Annotated in this window: 20 protein-coding genes; 15 read left to right on the top strand and 5 right to left on the bottom strand. The window is 65.5% G+C overall.

Annotated features, from left to right (window positions below):
- Nucleotides 1–34 precede the first annotated feature (34 nt).
- The 3 genes from pyrH to AB0L63_RS12815 all read left to right on the top strand — a co-directional run bounded on the left by pyrH (nucleotide 35) and on the right by AB0L63_RS12815 (nucleotide 2,626).
- Nucleotides 35–763, top strand: coding sequence for a UMP kinase (gene pyrH / locus AB0L63_RS12805; protein WP_364498831.1), 729 nt, complete (start codon nucleotides 35–37; stop codon nucleotides 761–763).
- 49 nt (nucleotides 764–812) lie between these two features.
- Nucleotides 813–1,370 carry a ribosome recycling factor gene (gene frr / locus AB0L63_RS12810; protein ID WP_040693344.1) on the top strand — a complete coding sequence of 186 codons (558 nt, stop codon included), beginning with the start codon at nucleotides 813–815 and terminating at the stop codon, nucleotides 1,368–1,370.
- A gap of 380 nt (nucleotides 1,371–1,750) precedes the next feature.
- Complete coding sequence (locus tag AB0L63_RS12815; protein ID WP_364499181.1) at nucleotides 1,751–2,626, top strand: phosphatidate cytidylyltransferase; 876 nt, start codon at nucleotides 1,751–1,753, stop codon at nucleotides 2,624–2,626.
- A 146-nt stretch (nucleotides 2,627–2,772) separates the two neighbouring features.
- Here AB0L63_RS12815 and AB0L63_RS12820 read toward each other — a convergent pair whose 3' ends face one another.
- On the bottom strand, nucleotides 2,773–3,114 hold the full coding sequence (locus tag AB0L63_RS12820) for a lipopolysaccharide assembly protein LapA domain-containing protein (RefSeq protein ID WP_364498833.1): 342 nt from the start codon (nucleotides 3,112–3,114) through the stop codon (nucleotides 2,773–2,775).
- 190 nt (nucleotides 3,115–3,304) lie between these two features.
- On the opposite strand from AB0L63_RS12820, the gene rlmN reads away from it, so the two are divergent.
- From rlmN to AB0L63_RS12835, 3 genes are all read left to right on the top strand, one after another.
- Nucleotides 3,305–4,414 (top strand): 23S rRNA (adenine(2503)-C(2))-methyltransferase RlmN, encoded by a 1,110-nt coding sequence (gene rlmN / locus AB0L63_RS12825; protein ID WP_364498836.1) that lies wholly within the window; start codon nucleotides 3,305–3,307, stop codon nucleotides 4,412–4,414.
- Between the two features lie 61 nt (nucleotides 4,415–4,475).
- Nucleotides 4,476–4,619, top strand: a complete 144-nt coding sequence (locus AB0L63_RS12830) for a hypothetical protein (protein WP_364498839.1) — start codon at nucleotides 4,476–4,478, stop codon at nucleotides 4,617–4,619.
- A gap of 121 nt (nucleotides 4,620–4,740) precedes the next feature.
- The gene (locus tag AB0L63_RS12835) at nucleotides 4,741–5,223 is read left to right on the top strand and encodes a cold shock domain-containing protein (RefSeq protein ID WP_364498842.1); all 483 of its coding nucleotides are present in this window, start codon (nucleotides 4,741–4,743) and stop codon (nucleotides 5,221–5,223) included.
- Nucleotides 5,224–5,232: 9 nt separating this feature from the next.
- Here AB0L63_RS12835 and AB0L63_RS12840 read toward each other — a convergent pair whose 3' ends face one another.
- The gene (locus AB0L63_RS12840; protein WP_364498845.1) at nucleotides 5,233–6,258 is read right to left on the bottom strand and encodes an alpha/beta hydrolase; all 1,026 of its coding nucleotides are present in this window, start codon (nucleotides 6,256–6,258) and stop codon (nucleotides 5,233–5,235) included.
- A gap of 121 nt (nucleotides 6,259–6,379) precedes the next feature.
- Between AB0L63_RS12840 and AB0L63_RS12845 the strand changes: the two genes are divergently transcribed.
- Nucleotides 6,380–7,417, top strand: a complete 1,038-nt coding sequence (locus tag AB0L63_RS12845) for a hypothetical protein (protein ID WP_364498848.1) — start codon at nucleotides 6,380–6,382, stop codon at nucleotides 7,415–7,417.
- Here AB0L63_RS12845 and AB0L63_RS12850 read toward each other — a convergent pair.
- Nucleotides 7,414–8,205: an SAM-dependent methyltransferase gene (locus tag AB0L63_RS12850; RefSeq protein WP_364498852.1), complete on the bottom strand. Its 792-nt coding sequence runs from the start codon at nucleotides 8,203–8,205 to the stop codon at nucleotides 7,414–7,416. The genes AB0L63_RS12845 and AB0L63_RS12850 overlap by 4 nt on opposite strands.
- Nucleotides 8,206–8,454: 249 nt before the next feature.
- On the opposite strand from AB0L63_RS12850, the gene AB0L63_RS12855 reads away from it, so the two are divergent.
- The gene (locus AB0L63_RS12855; protein ID WP_364499184.1) at nucleotides 8,455–8,994 is read left to right on the top strand and encodes an RNA polymerase sigma factor; all 540 of its coding nucleotides are present in this window, start codon (nucleotides 8,455–8,457) and stop codon (nucleotides 8,992–8,994) included.
- Nucleotides 8,975–9,289: a hypothetical protein gene (locus AB0L63_RS12860; RefSeq protein WP_364498854.1), complete on the top strand. Its 315-nt coding sequence runs from the start codon at nucleotides 8,975–8,977 to the stop codon at nucleotides 9,287–9,289. Before AB0L63_RS12855 ends, AB0L63_RS12860 begins: the two co-directional genes overlap by 20 nt.
- Before the next feature lie 55 nt (nucleotides 9,290–9,344).
- Here AB0L63_RS12860 and AB0L63_RS12865 read toward each other — a convergent pair whose 3' ends face one another.
- Nucleotides 9,345–9,758 carry a DUF5997 family protein gene (locus AB0L63_RS12865; protein ID WP_364498857.1) on the bottom strand — a complete coding sequence of 138 codons (414 nt, stop codon included), beginning with the start codon at nucleotides 9,756–9,758 and terminating at the stop codon, nucleotides 9,345–9,347.
- A 152-nt stretch (nucleotides 9,759–9,910) separates the two neighbouring features.
- Here AB0L63_RS12865 and AB0L63_RS12870 point away from each other — a divergent pair, with 152 nt between their 5' ends.
- A complete protein-coding gene (locus AB0L63_RS12870) occupies nucleotides 9,911–10,843 on the top strand; it encodes a LysR substrate-binding domain-containing protein (protein WP_364498860.1) in 933 nt (310 codons plus the stop codon).
- Nucleotides 10,844–10,884: 41 nt separating this feature from the next.
- On the opposite strand, the gene AB0L63_RS12875 is transcribed toward AB0L63_RS12870, so the two are convergent.
- Entirely contained in the window at nucleotides 10,885–11,151 is a 267-nt protein-coding gene (locus AB0L63_RS12875) for a DUF2631 domain-containing protein (RefSeq protein ID WP_364498863.1), read from the bottom strand.
- Nucleotides 11,152–11,317: 166 nt separating this feature from the next.
- On the opposite strand from AB0L63_RS12875, the gene dxr reads away from it, so the two are divergent.
- The 5 genes from dxr (at nucleotide 11,318) to AB0L63_RS12900 (ending at nucleotide 17,984) form a co-directional block, all read left to right on the top strand.
- On the top strand, nucleotides 11,318–12,457 hold the full coding sequence (dxr, locus tag AB0L63_RS12880) for a 1-deoxy-D-xylulose-5-phosphate reductoisomerase (RefSeq protein ID WP_364498865.1): 1,140 nt from the start codon (nucleotides 11,318–11,320) through the stop codon (nucleotides 12,455–12,457).
- 192 nt (nucleotides 12,458–12,649) lie between these two features.
- Nucleotides 12,650–13,852, top strand: coding sequence for a site-2 protease family protein (locus tag AB0L63_RS12885; RefSeq protein WP_364498868.1), 1,203 nt, complete (start codon nucleotides 12,650–12,652; stop codon nucleotides 13,850–13,852).
- Nucleotides 13,853–14,031: 179 nt separating this feature from the next.
- Nucleotides 14,032–15,189 carry a flavodoxin-dependent (E)-4-hydroxy-3-methylbut-2-enyl-diphosphate synthase gene (gene ispG, locus AB0L63_RS12890; protein WP_364498871.1) on the top strand — a complete coding sequence of 386 codons (1,158 nt, stop codon included), beginning with the start codon at nucleotides 14,032–14,034 and terminating at the stop codon, nucleotides 15,187–15,189.
- A 79-nt stretch (nucleotides 15,190–15,268) separates the two neighbouring features.
- Nucleotides 15,269–16,132 carry a GNAT family N-acetyltransferase gene (locus AB0L63_RS12895; RefSeq protein WP_364498874.1) on the top strand — a complete coding sequence of 288 codons (864 nt, stop codon included), beginning with the start codon at nucleotides 15,269–15,271 and terminating at the stop codon, nucleotides 16,130–16,132.
- Nucleotides 16,133–16,196: 64 nt separating this feature from the next.
- On the top strand, nucleotides 16,197–17,984 hold the full coding sequence (locus AB0L63_RS12900; RefSeq protein ID WP_364498877.1) for a penicillin-binding transpeptidase domain-containing protein: 1,788 nt from the start codon (nucleotides 16,197–16,199) through the stop codon (nucleotides 17,982–17,984).
- Nucleotides 17,985–18,037 lie beyond the last annotated feature (53 nt).

The raw sequence follows: 18,037 nt of genomic DNA on the forward strand, positions 1-18,037 counted from the left end.
GACCGAAATCTATCGCCGAAGGAGACGAACACCCATGACGTACCCCGGGACCGACCGCCCAGGATATCGCCGGGTGCTTCTCAAATTGGGCGGGGAGATGTTCGGCGGTGGCAAGGTCGGGCTCGACCCCGATGTGGTGCAGATGGTCGCCGAGCAGATCGCCGAGGTGGTTTCCAGCGGAGTTCAAGTGGCCGTCGTGATCGGCGGCGGCAACTTCTTCCGCGGCGCCGAACTCGAGGAGCGCGGTATGGAACGCGCCCGCTCGGACTACATGGGCATGCTCGGCACGGTGATGAACAGCCTTGCGCTGCAAGACTTTTTGCAACAGCAGGGCATCGACACCCGCGTGCAGACCGCGATCACCATGGGGCAGGTGGCCGAACCGTACCTGCCACTGCGCGCCAAGCGGCACTTGGAGAAGGGGCGCGTTGTCATCTTCGGCGCGGGTATGGGCATGCCCTACTTCTCCACCGACACCACCGCCGCCCAACGTGCGCTGGAGATCGGCGCCGATGTGGTGCTGCTGGCCAAGGCCGTCGACGGGGTCTTCACCGCGGATCCCCGCGTCGACCAGAGTGCGACCATGTACACCGAAATCACCCATAAAGAGGTCATCGAGCGTGACCTGAAGGTCGCCGACGCGACGGCCTTCAGCCTGTGCATGGACAACGAAATGCCCATGCTGGTGTTCAATTTGTTGACGAAGGGCAATATCGCCCGTGCGGTCGCCGGTGAGAAGATCGGCACATTGGTTCGGTCCTGACCCCGCGCCCGCGGATCATGACGATGACGACGCTGTGGAGGAAACGGTCGTGATTGAAGAAGCGCTCTTCGATGCCGAGGAGAAGATGGAGAAGGCCGTCTCGGTGGCGAAGGACGATCTCGGGTCCATCCGTACCGGTCGGGCGAATCCGGGTATGTTCCAACGGATTGTCATCGACTACTACGGTTCGCCGACACCGATTACCCAGGTGTCGAGCATTACCGTGCCCGAGCCGCGGATGGTGGTGATCAAGCCGTACGAGCAGTCGACGCTCGGCGCGATCGAAACCGCGATCCGCAATTCGGATCTCGGTGTCAACCCCACCAACAACGGTGACATCATTCGGATCTCGGTCCCGCAGCTCACCGAGGAGCGGCGCCGTGAACTGGCCAAGCAGGCCAAGGGCAAGGGCGAGGACGCCAAGGTCTCGATTCGAAATGTCCGCCGTAAGGCCATGGACGAACTGTCGCGGATCCAGAAGGATGGCGAGGCGGGTGAGGACGAGGTCGGGCGCGCCGAGAAGGAGCTCGACAAAACCACCGCGAAATATGTCGGCCAGGTCGATGAACTGGTCAAGCACAAGGAAGCTGAACTGCTCGAGGTCTGAGGTCCGAGGCCGGATCTTTCGGGCCCGCCCGGGCGGGGGACGAACGGAACGACGAGTTGAGCGACGGGACAATCGTGGCCGAGAACGCCGACGCGACCGGTGCGGCCGAGGAGCCGAGGCCGGCCAACGGCACAGTTGATGCGAAGGATGGGCGCGCGGTCGATGCCGCGATTCCCAAGGCCGCACCTCCTGAACCCGTGCGCACCGACTCCGCGACGTCCGAGGCCGCGCGACGGGAATCCACCGCGCCCGTGACCAGCGGAAAGGCGATGACCGCACCGTCAGGGCCGACGACGCCCGGACCCGCGAGCGGTGGGATCTCGGCCTGGGGACCGGCCACGCCGGGATCCGAGAACGAATCCACGACCCCTGAACATTCGATGGGCGAGCCGGTGAATGCCACCAGCCAGCAGAACTCGGCGGAAGCCGCGGCGCCCGCCTCGCGTGCCGGCCGCAATCTGCCCGCCGCCTTGGCCGTCGGCTTCGGCCTCGGTCTCTCGCTCATCGCGATCCTGCTGTTCGTACCGAAGGTGTTCATCGGTGTCGCGGCCGCCAGTGTAGGCGTCGCCACCTGGGAGGTCGCCAAGCGACTGCGGGAGGCGGACGTGCTCGTCCCGCGGATCCCGCTCATCGTCGGCGGTCAGGCGATGTTCTGGTTCGGCTGGCCATGGGGCGCCAGCGGTGTGGCGGGCGCCTTCGCCGCGACCACGCTGATCTGTATGGTGTGGCGCCTTTTCGATCACGGCTTGCAGACCGCGCCGCGAAACTTCCTGCGCGACACCGCGATCGCGATCTTCACCCTGGCCTGGATCCCGCTGCTTGCCTCGTTCGCGACGCTGCTGCTGCTCGAGCCCAACGGCAATCTGCGGGTGCTGACCTTCATGATCCTGGTGGTCTGCTCCGATGTCGGCGGTTATGTGGCGGGTGTGCTGTTCGGGCGGCATCCGATGGTGCCCGCGATCAGCCCGAAGAAGTCTTGGGAAGGCTTCTGCGGTTCGCTGGTGTTCAGCGTGATCGGCGGGCTGCTGACGGTCACCCTGCTGTTGGACGCCAATTCGATGGTCGGCGTGGTGCTCGGCGTCGGCCTGGTACTGGTCGCGACCGTCGGCGATCTCATCGAATCTCAGGTCAAGCGGGAACTGGGTATCAAGGACATGGGCACCCTGCTGCCCGGCCACGGTGGCATCATGGACCGCCTCGACTCGATGCTGCCCTCGGCCTTCGTGTCCTGGTTGGTGCTGTCCACGCTGATCTGATCGCCTCGACCACGCCGCGTACCCGAGGCGATCGACTGCCGATGTGGTGTCGCGCATCGGGCAGTCGTTGGGTATGGATCGGTTCGGCCGAGCGTTCCAGTCGATTCGGCGCCTCCCACCACGCTGGCGGCGGCGAGGGGATGGTGCTAGCGCTTCGCCGCGCGGCGGAGTTGGAAAATGCGCAGACCGCCCACCAGCGCCATCACCAACGCGCCGGCGATCACCGACAGCAAGACCATGATTCCGACCGGCAGCGAGAAGTTCCAGAAGAACAGATCCACTCGCTGCTGTTCCAGGTTCTGCAGGATAAAGATCAGCACCACGATCCCGATCAGCGCCGCGGCGATCAATCCGACCCAGGTCTGGCCGGTCCGAGTCGTCGTCACTGTCTTGCGGCCGGATGGCTCCACAGTCTTGCCGCCGGTCGGTGACGGAGGTGTGACCTCTCCGGTGCGCTCCGGCTCCGGGGACTCGGCGTGGCTGGTCATGGTCCGATCATCGCTGATCGCTATGGCCGGCGTACGCGTTTCGGTGTCGAGGATCGGCATGTTGCGAACCCCGGCAAGGGGCGCGCTGTTGCGGGTGCCGGTTGATCGAACGTGACCTTCGTCGCGTCGGAGGTCGTGATGGTCACCTTCGGGCAGGGCCACTCACGCGAGATGGGACACTGGAGGAACTATGACGGCCTCCCTGCCCCTCGTGTTCGATGCTCCGCGCCGTGGCATGCCGCCGCGCCACCTCGCCGACCTCGATGCCGACGGCCGCAAGGCCGCGGTCGAGGAGCTCGGTTTGCCGAAGTTTCGCGCCGACCAGATCGCGCGCCAGTACTACGGCCGCCTGCAGGCCGATCCGGAGCAGATGACCGATCTGCCCGCCACGGTGCGTGAAAAGGTCGGCGCGGCGCTGTTCCCGCCGCTGATGTCGGTAGTAAAGCATGTCGCTTGCGACGGCGGCGAGACGCGAAAGACCCTGTGGCGCGCGGGCGATGGCACCCTGTTGGAGAGCGTGCTGATGCGCTATCCCGACCGCGCCACCCTCTGTATCTCCAGCCAGGCGGGCTGCGGTATGGCCTGCCCGTTCTGTGCGACCGGTCAGGGCGGCCTCAACCGCAATCTCTCCACCGCCGAGATCGTCGATCAGGTCCGTGCCGCGGCTGCCGCTATGCGCGATGGCGAGGTCTCGGGCGGTCCGGGCCGCCTGTCCAATATCGTTTTCATGGGTATGGGCGAGCCGCTGGCCAACTACAAGCGAGTGGTGGCCGCAGTCCGTCGCATCACTTCACCCGCGCCGGACGGGTTCGGTATTTCTCAGCGCAACGTGGTCGTCTCCACCGTCGGCCTGGCTCCGGCGATTCGCAAGCTCGCCGACGAGGACCTCTCGGTCACCCTCGCGGTGTCGCTGCACACCCCCGACGACGAACTGCGCGACACCCTGGTGCCGGTGAACAACCGCTGGCCGGTCGCCGAGGTCCTTGATGCTGCCCGCTACTACGCCGATAAGAGCGGTCGTCGGGTATCCATCGAATACGCGCTGATTCGCGATATCAACGACCAGCCGTGGCGCGCGGATATGCTCGGCGCCAAGCTGCACAAGGCCCTTGGCTCCCGAGTGCACGTGAATGTCATCCCGCTGAACCCGACTCCGGGTAGCAAGTGGGATGCCAGCCCGAAACCTGTTGAGGCCGAATTCGTTCGCCGCGTCAACGCACAGGGCGTCCCGTGTACCGTGCGTGACACCCGCGGCCAGGAAATCGCCGCCGCCTGCGGACAACTCGCCGCCGAAGGTTAGCCGCGCTCGGCGTTCCAGCCCGTGCAGCGCATGTTCACGTGCGGTCGTCATCAGGTACTGAATGTCATATCGATGCATCAGATCCGGCCGGGTTCCGGTGCTCGACGGTGACCGGTTGGTGGGCATTGTGGCGCCGGCCGATGTGGCCGTCGCGCTGGGCAATACCGATACCGGCGGCGCGGTGGAGGCGGTGTCAACGGACTGACCGTCCCCCATGACCGACTCGGCTCCCGCACGGCCCTGGCTCAGGTGTGATTGTGCCGCTTGCGGGTATGCGCGGACGAGAGGAGCCGCGGTCGCTCCGTCCCCGATCGAGGAGGTACGCAATGGCCACCGGTCAGCAGAAAGACGTCGTCACGCTCTTGCGCGCACAGCACGAACTGATCAAGGGGCTGATCGAAAAAGTACAGCTCGCGCAAGGTGCGGCCAAGCGTGGGTCGTTCGAGGAGTTGGTCCGCACGCTGGCCGTGCACGAGCGCGCAGAAGAGGACGTGGTGCATCCGGCATCATGGCACGCATCGGCGCCCGCCATGAGCAGCGTTATCGATCCGACTTCGGTATGGCTGACCGGTACCGTGGCCTGGTTCGACGAACAGCGGGGGTTCGGCTTCATCGATCCCGACGGTGTCCGGCAATGGCCGGTATTCGTCGAATACAGCCATATCGATGTGCCGGGCTACCGCGCGCTGGCGGAAGGTCAGCCGGTGCGTTACCGGTGCGATCCGCAGGCGCACGGTCGCGCCGCCGCGGTCGTGTGCCCCTATGTGCCCGTTATGATCACGGAACCGCAACTGCCGCAAGCGGATTGAGCTACCGACTTATTCGGCGATCGACTTCATCCAGTCGATAACGGCGGCCTGATATTGCGCGGTATTCCGCGCGAGATTCACCGAGTGTCCGCTGCCTGGCAGCACGAAGGTGCGCAACCGCGCGGCCGGAGTGAAAAACGCCTCCTCTGCGGCCTGCAGGGTTGCGCTGTCGGTGCAGATCGAATAGGCGGGTCCACAGGACAACCGGTCCACACTGCCATTGACCAGCATGACCGGGGCGGTGATCAAACTGGACATCCCGGGCAGAGTGGAGGTCAACCCGTCGGGATATTCGGTGAGCGAGAAGGTTTCCTTGGTTGCCTCATCGATCGCGAGCACCTGGGGATCGAAATTGTCCGGTCCGAAGAAAGCACTGGCGCGGGTGCCCGGTCGGGTCACGAGATAGCCCGAATCGTATCCGTGGCTGGCGAATACGGGGTCCTGTACAGCCTGGTAATAGCTGCCGATCACGCCGAGGACGTCCGGCACGCTCAGGGTGTGCGAATATCCGGTGAGCAGCACACCGTCGACGTCGTGATAGGTGGTGGCTTCCATGACCGAGGTTCCAGAACTCAGGGAATGACCACCGGTGACGACCTTGCCGAACGGTTGTCCGCCCGCGAGTCCGTTGCGCAGGGCCTGCACGATGTCGTGCAGGGCTTCTGCGGTGGCGGTCGCGGTCAGTGACATGCTCGGCGGGCGAGTGCTCGCGCCGTTACCGAGTCGATCGGCCACCAGCGTCGCGTAGCCCGCGGCATTCATCGCGTGCCGGAAGTTGTAAGTCTCTGGGGCGTAAGGGAAATCCCAGTAGATGTGGTTGTAGTTGGAACCCGCCATCAACACCATGACGGTATCGGTCGGCTGGTCCGGCAGGCACAGGGTAGCGCCCAGGGTCCCCTGCGGTACCGGGAAAGTGAGCTCCTGACACCGGTCTGGCGAGGTGGCTGGATCGGCATCGGCCACGCCCGGCACCACACCGAACATTGTTGCCGCCGCGGTAGCGGCTACCAGCATTCGGGTGTAGAGCTTCGTCACCGCGTTCCCTCCGAATGGGAAATATTGTGCGCCGCGCCATCTTCTGGCGAATCACCATACCGCACACGAAGATCCGTCGCTATGGGGTTGCGTGACGAAGACACGTTCTACGATGCACGGCATGGGTTCGCGTGGTGTGCATTTCGTCGGCAGCTTTCCGGGAACGAGTACGGAAGACGCGATGGGCGCGATGCTCGATGCCGCGGGGCCACGGCTACGCACGCTCCCGACCGGTGAGACGCGTCGCTACGAGTTCTATATCCAGCCGATCATCGAGGATCTGGTGGCCCAGGGCGCATTGGAGGTGAAGAAGGCGGGCACGTGGGGGTCGAGTCGGGAGCGGACCATCCATCGGGTCCCGGACGGTCGCGAGCTGACGGGCGACATGATGGACCTCGGCTATCTCGCCGAGGCCGAGGAGGCGCTCCCGATATTCCGAGATCTGCGCGCGGCGCGCGAGTTGCTCGAACTGTCTCTCCAAATCGGGATGCCGACCGATTTCACGTTGGCATTCATCGCCATGGGTATTCCCGGTGTCCGGTTGCACCGCAGGGCATTTCGTGATGCCACCGTGCGCGATATCGCGGCCATCCACGAACTGGTCGGTACCGACGGGACCGTGCAGCTGGAGGCCACCGCGGAAATGGTCCTCATGGCAAAGACACAACCACTGCACCGGCGGCTGGACGCGGCATTGCATCTGGGCGAGGGAATTGCCGCACTGGCCGAATCCGCCCCTGCGGGAACCAGATTCGGCGTGCACCTGTGCGTCGGCAGTATGCACAACAAGTCCCGGGCCGGTATGCGTGATCTGCGCCCGTTCGTGGAGCTGGCCAATTCCGTTGTCCGGCAGTGGCCGTCGGATCGCCCGCTGACCTATGTGCACGGCCCGCTCGCGGCGGGAGATATCCCGCCGTCGACGAATCCCGCGTACTACGCACCTCTTGCGGACCTGTCCCTCGGCGACGGCACCAATTTCTATGCGGGATTCGTCCACGACACGCCCACGGTGGCACATCAGGTCGAGACCCTACGGATGATCGAGAACGCACTGGGCAGACCAGTCGACGGCGTCGCGAGCGCTTGTGGCCTCGGTCGCCGTCCACGTCCGATCGCCGATGCGCTGGCGGCGCGGGCCGATACGCTCGCCGCAAGCTAGGGCTTGCGTCCGACGCCGCCCAAGATCACCAACTTGGTGGGGGGCAGGTCGTTGCCGAGCCATTCCTGTACCGGTACCAGCCCGGGTTCGACCACCTCGAAACCGTCCAGGTAGGCCGCCACCATTTCCGGGGTCCGGAATCGGACCTGCGCCGAGCTGCCGTTGGTATCGCCGGTCGACCGCGTGACGAACTCCGGGATCGTATCCGCGGATCCGTGGGTGAAGGCCAGGATGCTTCCTGGCGCCATGGCATCGCGCAAGCGTGCGATGATCTCGGCTGGCCGCTCATCGTCCATCACGAAGTGCAGCACGCCGACAATCAGAATCGCTACCGGCTGGGCGAAGTCGATCTGCCCTTCGGTCTTCGCCTTCTCGATGATCTCGTCCGGTCGGCGAATGTCACCAAGTATCGCCGTGACGCCGGATGTGCCGGACAGCAGCGCGTTGGTGTGTACGTACACGACCCGGTCGTAGTCGATCATCGCCACACGCGCCGAGGGGTCGACCTTCTGCGCGACCTGGTGCACGTTGGGTGAGATGGGGATGCCAGCACCGATATCGATGAACTGCCGAATCCCCGCCTCGGCGGCGTCCTGCACGGCTCTGAGGAGGAATTTGCGACTGAACCATGCGGTCGTCTTGGCGTCGGGCGCGACCGCGAGCATGCGCTCGGCGACCCGCTGGTCCACCGTGTAATTGTCTTTACCGCCGAGCATGTAGTTATACACCCGAGCTGCGTTCGGCTTGGATGGATCGACGCCCGCCGGTGCCCGATCGGCCTCAGCCACCGCACCTCCTCTATGTCCTTCGGCACATAGTAACAACGCCTGATTATTTGTTGCATGGGTCGGGCCGCGGCGCATGATCGCGGTGAATCCTTTGCGCGGGCTTACACCTCTCATACTTGTGTCGGCAACACGGCCGGCACGAGATCGGGAGGTTGACGTGATCCTTGCCGCGATTGTTGTTGGAGCACTGCTCATTTGTGCGTGCAGCATCACCGTGCTGCGGCGGCGGAGCCGGTCGCAGTGACCGGGATGTGCTGGCCCGACGAACATCTCGTCGCCGCGGCGCGCGAGGGCGATATCGAGTCGATCAGCACGCTGATATCCGGAGCGCATCCGCATGTGCGGCGATTCGCGTACTCGCTGTGCGCGACGCCGGAGGATGCCGAGGACGCGGCGCAGGAGGCGTTGATCATTCTGTACCGCAAGATCGGGACGCTGCGGGCATCGGGTGCGTTGGCCTCGTGGATGTTTCGGATCGTGCGCAACGAATGCCTGCGGCAACTGCGATTGCGCACGCGCCGGGCTGAACCTGATCCCGATTCGGCCGTCGCATCGGCGGAAGAGGAGGCGATCAATCGCCTGGAGGCCGAGCGGGTGGCCGCGGCGATCGCGGCACTGCCTGGCGATCAGCGGCGGGTGCTGATCATGCGAGATGTGCAGGGGTACAGCGGCCGGACGGTCGCGGATCTGCTCGGACTGAGCACCGCGGCGATGAAATCACGACTGCATCGGGCACGTTCGGCGGTACAGCGGAGTCTGGAGGTCGGTAATGACGGAAACAGCGCGTAGCGATGCCATGCGAGGTGGTGGTCGGGGATGGGCGGGTGAGTTCGCCAGCACGTCGTTATCGCGCCATTTGGTCCGTGGCGCAATCGGATTCGGCGCGGTAATCGGTTCGTTCGCGCTGATGCCCGTACTCGGCCTCGCCAGCCTGCTGCTCCTGCCGGTCGGCCTCGTCGCACTGCGTGGCTGTCCAACCTGCTGGGCGATCGGCTTGCTGCAGACCCTCTCACATGGCCGACTGCAGCGTTCGTGCACCGATGGAACCTGCCAACTGGTGACCACGAAATCCGGTGCGACATAACCGCTTCCATCGCCCCGCACAAAGTGCAGCCGCACCCCGACCGGGTGTTGCTGCGCTAGGTGCGGTTCTTGGCGGGGCGGTTGGAGGCGGCGCGGCGTTCGGCCTGTTGGGCTTTGATGCGCTCGTTCTCCTTCCGCACCTCGGCGAAGTTCTCGCGCTCGCGAATCAGCCATTCCGGCGGGTCGGCGAGCAGGTCAGCGATTTCCTCGGCGTTCATCGCGTCGGAGACTTCGGCGCGGGCCAGGCCGGTATTGGAAACTCCGAGTTTGCGGGCGACGATATCGCGGGGGAAGGGTCCGGTCTTGCGCAGTTCGGCCAGCCAGGCCGGGGGATTGGTGCGCAGTTCTTCGAGTTCGGCGCGGGAGATCGGGGAGTTGCGGAATTCCTCGGGCGTCGCCGGAAGGTAGATGCCGAGCTTGTTCGCCGCGGTCTGCGGCTTCATGGTCTGCGGTTTCTTATCCGGGCTCACCGGTACAGCCTAATGGGCACAGCCGGATGCGGTCGGCCCGCGGTCTGTTTGCGCTCGGACGAGTATGCGAGGCCACGGCCTATCCGGCCCGTCGCGGCTCCGGACCACCCGCCTCGCGAGCCCCCGGCCCCGAGGGCAATACGCTGATACGAATGAACCCCGAATCCATCGACGTGACCCGCCTGCGCTGGTTCGTCGCGGTTGCCGAGGAACTGCATTTCGCCCGCGCGGCGAAATCGCTGCACATTTCGCGGCAGAAGTTGAGTCACACGGTGATCGACTTGGAACACGAACTGGGGGCCAAACTCTTTGTGCCAGGCGCGCAGCCGACCCAGCTGACCGAGGCCGGACAGCAGTTGCTGCGCGATGCCAGGGACATCATCGGGCGCGCCGAGCAGCCCGAGCCCGTGGCCGCTGCGGATGTCGTGCTGCGGGTCGGCTTCGTGCCGGGTGTCACGGTCTCCAAGTGGACGCGGATCTGGGGTGAGCGGTTTCCGGACACTCCGCTGGAGGTGATCCCGATTCCGATGGCAGAACAACTCGCCGCGCTCCGTGATGGGCGCGTCGACGCCTGCTTCGTTCGCCTGCCCATCGATCGTGCGGGTCTGAGCGCGATTCCGCTCTACCGCGAGCTGCCCGTCGTTGTAGTGCCCAAGGACCACACCCTGTCACTGTTCGAGCAGGTGGGCATGGGCGATCTGGCGGGTGAACGGATCCAGGACGCGAGCGATATCGATGCGATCTCGGGCACCATCGAATTGGTCGCGGCCGGTGTCGGCGTCGCTATCGTCCCGCATTCCATTGCCCGCCTGCACGCCCGTCGCGACCTCGTCTACCGGACGATGATGGGCGTCCCGGAAACCGAAATCGCCCTGGCCTGGCCCGCCGCGCAGACCACCGAGCTGATCGAGGAGTTCGTCGGCATCGTGCGCGGCCGCTCGGAACGCAGTTCGCGTACCCAGACGCAGCGCAAGAAGACCGAGCCGAAGAAGATCACCGCGACGCGCTCGACGCGGGGTGCCGCGAAAAGCGTCGTCAAGAACGCCGGAGCCAAGAAAAAGCCCGCCAAGCGACGAGGGCGTTAGGCGGGCGAATCCGCAACCGAGTCAATGCCTTTCGGCGTGGACTATCGAGGCTTGCGGCGCAGGATCGAGTCGCGGATCATCGCGCCCGCGATCACGAGGGCGAAGCCGACCAGGAACACGTCCTCGATATGGCCCTTGTGGTTGCCGATCGTCATGGCCACCAGGATGAAGCAGACGATCCAGCCCGCGGCGCGGAAGGTGCGGCGCGATTCCCCGCTCCAGCCCCATTCGGCGGACGGAACCTCGGCGGTATCCACGTGGGTGACGATTGCGCGGTCACTGGTGGGTTCGAGTTCCGTGGCGGCCACGATCGCTCCTTAGCTCGGTGTGGGCGTTGCTGCCGATATCGTGGCATACGACCGCTCGTCGTAGCCAGCAGGGCTGTGTTTGATCGGCGGGGTCAGCGGCCCCCTGGGTGGTTACGCAGGCTACCGCCTTCGGGTCCGGCGCTGGCCCCGCTGCCACAATGGGGCTGTGTCCGACATTGTGAGAGTCCTTCTGCTCGGCAGTACCGGTTCCATCGGTACCCAAGCGCTCGAGGTGATTGCCGCCAATCCCGATAAGTTCGAGGTGGTCGGCCTGGCCGCGCGCGGCGGCAATACCGAACTGCTCGCGGCACAGATGGCGGCCACCGGGACCCGCAATGTCGCAGTCGCCGATCCGGCCGCGGGTGCACACCTCGACTTGGCGCTGAGCGGTCCGGGCGCGGTCACCGAACTGGTGCGCCGCACCGAGGCCGATGTCGTACTCAACGCATTGGTCGGCTCGCTCGGCCTGGAACCGACCCTCGCCACGCTGCAATCGGGCACCCGCTTGGCGCTGGCCAATAAAGAATCCCTCGTCGCGGGCGGCTCGCTGGTGACCCGGGCCGCCGCACCCGGGCAGATCGTGCCGGTCGACTCCGAACACTCCGCGCTCGCCCAATGCCTGCGCGGCGGCCGGGCCGAGGAGGTGGATCGGCTGGTGTTGACCGCATCGGGCGGCCCGTTCCGCGGCTGGACCACCGAAATGCTGGAATCGGTGAACCCGTCCGAGGCGAAGGCACATCCGACCTGGTCGATGGGCCTGATGAACACGCTGAATTCGGCCTCGCTGGTGAATAAGGGCCTCGAACTGATCGAGACGCATCTGCTGTTCGGCGTGCCCTACGACCGCATCGATGTCACGGTGCATCCGCAGTCGATCGTGCACTCCATGGTCACCTTCACCGACGGTTCCACCCTGGCCCAGGCCAGCCCGCCCGACATGAAGTTGCCGATCGCATTGGCTCTCGGCTGGCCCGATCGGGTGCCGGGCGCAGCCGCCGCATGCGACTTCAGCACCGCCTCGACCTGGGAATTCGAGCCGGTCGACAATGCGGTATTCCCGGCGGTCGAGCTGGCCAGGCAGGCAGGCATTGCTGGCGGCAGCGTGACCGCGGTCTACAACGCGGCGAATGAGATTGCGGTGCAAGCCTTTCTGGACGGCGTCATTCGTTTCCCGGATATCGTGCGCACCGTCGCCCGCGCTGTCGAGGCAGCCGATCAGTGGCGCGCCGAACCGGAGACCTTGCAGGACGTACTTGCCGCCGATACCTGGGCCCGCGACTACGCGCGCACACTGGTCAACCGCTAGATCGAGCGGCATATGACGCGCCGACGGACGGTGGCCTGGCAGACTTGACGGAGAGGGTTGGTCGGCGTCCGGTTACTGTGGTCGGGGTGCTCGCGGCGCGGACGGACGCGCCTGTGCGGGTAGTCGCGGCCGCTGTGGGCGGCGGCACTTCATTCGAGGCGAGCTGCGTAACGCAGGAGGGCTGTACAGCAAATGGTGTTCGCGTTGGGGTTCGTACTGTTCGCCCTCGGCATCACGATTTCGATCGCGTTGCACGAATGCGGGCATATGTGGGCCGCTCAGTCCACCGGCATGAAGGTGCGGCGCTATTTCATCGGCTTCGGTCCGAAGATTTTCTCGTTCCAGCGCGGTGAAACCGAATACGGCCTCAAGGCGCTGCCGCTCGGCGGCTTCTGCGATATCGCGGGCATGACCGCATTGGACGAACTCGCACCGGAGGATCTCGACCGGGCCATGTATCGTCAGGCCACCTGGAAGCGCCTGGTCGTGATGTTCGGCGGGATCGGGATGAACTTCGTGCTCGGCTTTCTCCTGCTGGTCGTGCTCGCGATCGGTTGGGGCCTGCCGCGCTTCGATCAGCCGCCCGCCACCACCATCGGCGCGATGAAATGCGTCGCCCAGCAGAATCCGGATAAGTCGCTGGCCGACTGTCAGGGCACCGGTCCGGCGCAGCGGGCCGGGATGCAGCGCGGTGACGTGGTCAAGGCCGTCAATGGCGTGAAGGTGACGACCTGGCAGCAATTCACCGCCGAAACCCAGAAGCAGACCGGCCCGTTCACCTACACCATCGAGCGCGACGGTCAGACCAAGACCATCGAGGTCACTCCCGAACGTGTCACGCGCTATCCCGAGGACGGCAGTCCGGGCCGTGAAGTCAGCGCGGTCGGCGTCGGTTCGGAGTACTACGAACCCCTGAAGTACAACGTGTTGGCCGCGATTCCGGCCGCCGGCGCGTACGCCGGGCAGATGTTCGTGCGCACCGTGGAGTCGCTGGCCCAGCTGCCGCAGAAGGTTTCCGCGCTGTGGACCGCGGTGACCGGCGGCGAGCGCGATCCGGAAACCCCGGTCAGTGTGTACGGTGCGAGCAAGATCGGCGGCGAGACCGCCGAGCGCGGCCTGTGGGGCGTGTTCATCCTGGTCCTGGCCAGCCTGAACTTCTTCCTCGGCGCCTTCAACCTGTTGCCGCTGCTGCCGCTGGATGGCGGTCATATCGCAGTGGTGCTCTACGAGAAGATCCGCAATACCGTGCGCGGCTGGAAGGGGCTGGCACCGGGCGGTCCGGTCGACTATCTGAAACTGCTTCCGGTGACCTATGTCGCAGTGGTGATCGGTGGTGCGTATATGGTGCTCACGCTGGTCGCCGACATCGTGAATCCGATTCAGTTGTTCCGCTGACGCGCCACCTGTCGCGGTTGTACCGCGATAGCCACCGCGCAGGCTGGATTGCTGGTATTTCGGGACATCTGTGCGTCATGACTCATGTTATGGCTGTCACAGGGGGAGCAGCCGCAGTGCGCGGTTAAGCTCGATAGGCGAACGGCCCAAAAAGTACGCACGAAAGTAGGCAGCCGAAAGTGACCAGCACAATCGGATTGGGGATGCCGACCGCACCCGCGGCCGTTCTCGCGCCTCGCCGCAAGACTCGCCAATTGATGGTGGGCAATGTGGGCGTCGGCAGTGATTCCCCGATTTCCGTGCAGTCGATGACCACCACCAAGACCCATGACGTCAACGCCACCCTGCAGCAGATCGCCGAACTGACGGCCTCGGGCTGCGATATCGTGCGCGTTGCCTGCCCGCGTCAGGAGGACGCCGACGCACTGGCGACCATCGCGCGCAAGAGCCAGATCCCGGTTATCGCGGATATCCATTTCCAGCCGCGCTATATCTTCGCCGCCATCGATGCGGGTTGTGCCGCGGTGCGCGTGAACCCGGGCAATATCAAGGAATTCGACGGCCGGGTCGGCGAGGTGGCCAAAGCCGCGGGCGCGGCGGGCATTCCGATTCGCATCGGCGTGAACGCCGGTTCGCTGGATAAGCGGATGTTGGAGAAGTACGGCAAGGCAACCCCGGAGGCGCTGGTCGAATCGGCGCTGTGGGAGGCGAGCCTGTTCGAGGACCACGGCTTCGGCGATATCAAGATCTCGGTCAAGCACAACGATCCGGTGGTCATGGTCGAGGCCTACCGTCAGTTGGCCGCGCGGTCCGATTACCCGCTGCACCTCGGTGTGACCGAGGCCGGTCCGGCGTTCCAGGGCACGATCAAATCCGCCGTCGCATTCGGTGCGCTGCTGTCCGAGGGCATCGGCGACACGATTCGGGTGTCGCTGTCCGCGCCGCCGGCCGAGGAGGTCAAGGTCGGCGGGCAGATCTTGCAGTCGCTGAACCTGCGCCCGCGCAAGCTCGAGATCGTCTCCTGTCCGTCCTGCGGTCGCGCCCAGGTCGATGTGTACACCTTGGCCAATGAGGTGAGCGCCGGTCTGGAGGGCATGGAGGTGCCGTTGCGGGTGGCGGTGATGGGCTGCGTGGTGAACGGTCCGGGTGAGGCGCGCGAGGCCGACCTGGGTGTCGCCTCGGGTAACGGCAAGGGCCAGATTTTCGTGAAGGGTCAGGTCATCAAGACCGTGCCGGAGGCGCAGATCGTGGAGACCTTGATCGAAGAGGCCATGCGCATCGCCGAAGAGATGGGCGAGACAGTCGTCGCCGGCGAACCCGTGGTCACGGTCGGCTGACTCTTCGAGCGACCAGAGAGCTATCGCGGGTTCCCGAGTAGCCGTACCACAGTCGACCGATTCGTGGCAGGCTGGCGATGTGCGGAGTCTGCTGGAGCCGGCGCGACGGGCAAAGGATGCCCCCGCGCGTCAGCTCGCGAACCGGGATCTGGCACAGGTGCTGCGGGTGCTGGATAGCGATCCGATCGCCTCGTGCATGGTGGCGGCGCGATTACAGGAATTCGGTCTGGATACCGGCGTCGGCCATGGTGAACTGTGGAGTCGGGGTGGTCCGGCCGAATCGCTGTGCTTCTCCGGTGCGAATCTGGTGCCCCTGCGCGGCGACGAGGATGCATTGCGCGCCTTCGCCGCGCGGGCGGTCCGCTGGCCGCGGGTGTGTTCGTCGGTGGTCGGGCGTCAGGAATTGACGTTGCCGCTGTGGGAGATGTTGTCCGCGCATTGGGGACCGGAACGCGAGCTACGCGGTGCGCAGCCGCTGCTCGCGCTCGGCCAGCCCGCACGGGCCACCGCCGACGTGCAGGTCCGCCGCGTCCGGCCGGATGAGTTGGAGCGCTATCTCATTGCGGCGATCGCCATGTTCACCGAGGAGGTCGGGGTCGATCCGCGCGCGGGTGACGGCGGCCGCGGCTATCGGCGCCGGATCCAGAGCCTGATCGAATCCGGCCGTGCCTGGGCGCGTTTCGAGGGCGGCGAGGTGGTGTTCAAGGCCGAGGTCGGATCGCTGTCCCGGCGTACCGGGCAGATCCAAGGCGTTTGGGTACATCCCGAACGCCGCGGCGAGGGCCTGGGCACCCGAGGCACAGCCGCGGTGGCGAATGCGGTGGTGGCATCCGGCCGCACCGCCAGTCTGTACGTGAACGACTACAACAACATCGCCCGCCGGGCCTACAGCCGGGTCGGATTCCGGCAGATCGCCACCTTCGCGACCGTGTTGCTCGATTGAACGCGGCACCGAACACCGGTGCGCCACAGCCGTTTGCTCGCCGTTGGCTATACGATCTGTCCCGATGTCGACTCGCATGCTCATCACGCTGGCCGTCGCGGCACTCGCGGCGGCGGGATCCGGCTGTTCGGCCAGCCCACAGGGCCCGGTGCCAGCGGCCGATGCCTTCCTTGCCGCCCTCGCCGACCACGACATCGAGGCCGCGGCCGAACTCACCAGTCAGCCTGAGAAGGCAACCGCCGCACTGCGTGCCACATGGGACGAGTTGCAGGCCGAGAAATTGCGCGCGCATACCGGCGCGGCCCGGGTCGCCGGCGATACCGCGACCGTCGACTACACCTACGAGTGGCAGCTGCCGAAGGACCGGATCTGGAAATACACCGGACAATTGCAGATGGGGCGCAGTGACGGCCGCTGGATGGTGCGCTGGACATCCTCGGATATCCACCCCAAACTCGGCAACACCCAGACCATGGCATTGCGTGCAAACCCGGCCCCGCGCGCCAGGGTGAACGAGCAGTCCGGCAGCGATGTGCTGGTGCCGGGCAAGGTATCTCGGGTCACGTTCACCGTGGCCACCGCACCGGATCCGGGTTATGCGGTGACCTCGTTGGCGGCGGCACTGAACCGTTTCGACGAGCGGCTCACCCCCGAGGCGATCCTGAGCGCGGCGTACGCGGCCAAGGGCGCGTACACCGTTGCGCTCCTGAGCGAGAACGAATTCGAGCAGGTGAGTGCCGATCTCATCGGCCTGCCCGGAGTAACGGTGACCCAGCAGTGGGATATGGTCCCCACCGACCGGGATTTCGCACCCGATCTGCTCGCGCAGGTGCGCAAGACGGTGATCGCCGAGGTGGATGGCAAGGCGGGCTGGAGCGTTGTCACCATGAACGCCAACGGTGCCGATACCGACGTACTGACCGAAGTACCCGCACAACCGGCCCCGTCGTTCTCGCTCAGCATCGACCGCAATGTGCAGAACTCCGCACAGCGCGCCGTCGACGGCCGCGCGGAGCAGACCATGATGGTGGTGCTGCGACCATCGACCGGCGCGATTCTCGCTGTCACACAGAACAAGGCAGCCGACCGTGACGGTCCGGTGGCGACCATCGGCCAGTATCCGCCGGGCTCGGTGTTCAAGACGGTGACCGCGGCCGCCGCGATGACGCTCGGAAAGGCCACTCCCGAAACGGTTTTGCCATGCATGAGCCGAATTGTCATCGGGGAGCGAACGATTCCGAATTACAACCTCTTCCAACTCGGCGATGTGCCGATGGCCACTGCCTACGAGCGGTCCTGCAATACCGCATTCGCGAAGCTGGCCAGTGAGCTGCCGGGCGACGCGCTGTCGGATACTTCTGCGAAATTCGGTGTGGGACAGCGATATACGATTCCCGGGCTGCCGACCGAATCGGGTTCGGTGCCACGGGACGACGATCTGATCCAGCGCACCGAGGACGGTATCGGGCAGGGCAAGGTGGTCGTGAGTCCGTTCGGAATGGCGATGCTCGCCGCGACCGTCGCGCACGGATCGGCGCCGGTGCCGTATCTGATCGCCGGACGAACCACCGAGATAAACGGTGACCGTCCGGCTCTCGGCGCCGAGGTGATCGATGGTTTGCGCCTGATGATGCGCAAAGTGGTCACCGGTGGTACCGCCGAACGCATTGCCGACCAGGGCGAGGTGTACGGGAAGACCGGGGAGGCCGAGGTCGACGGTGGCTCGCATTCGTGGTTCGTCGGTTATCGCGGCGATCTGGCCTTCGCGACACTGCTGGTCAAGGGCGGCAGTTCGGATAATGCCGTCGCGGTGACGCGCGATATGCTCGCCGCCCTACCCGCGGGCTACTGATCCCGGAGACAGCGGCGTAGCGGCCGTCAACGGAGCGATTCGGCCTCTCCTCT

The organism is Nocardia sp. NPDC051990, from assembly GCF_040680755.1.
In the GTDB taxonomy this organism is placed as follows: Bacteria; Actinomycetota; Actinomycetes; order Mycobacteriales; family Mycobacteriaceae; genus Nocardia.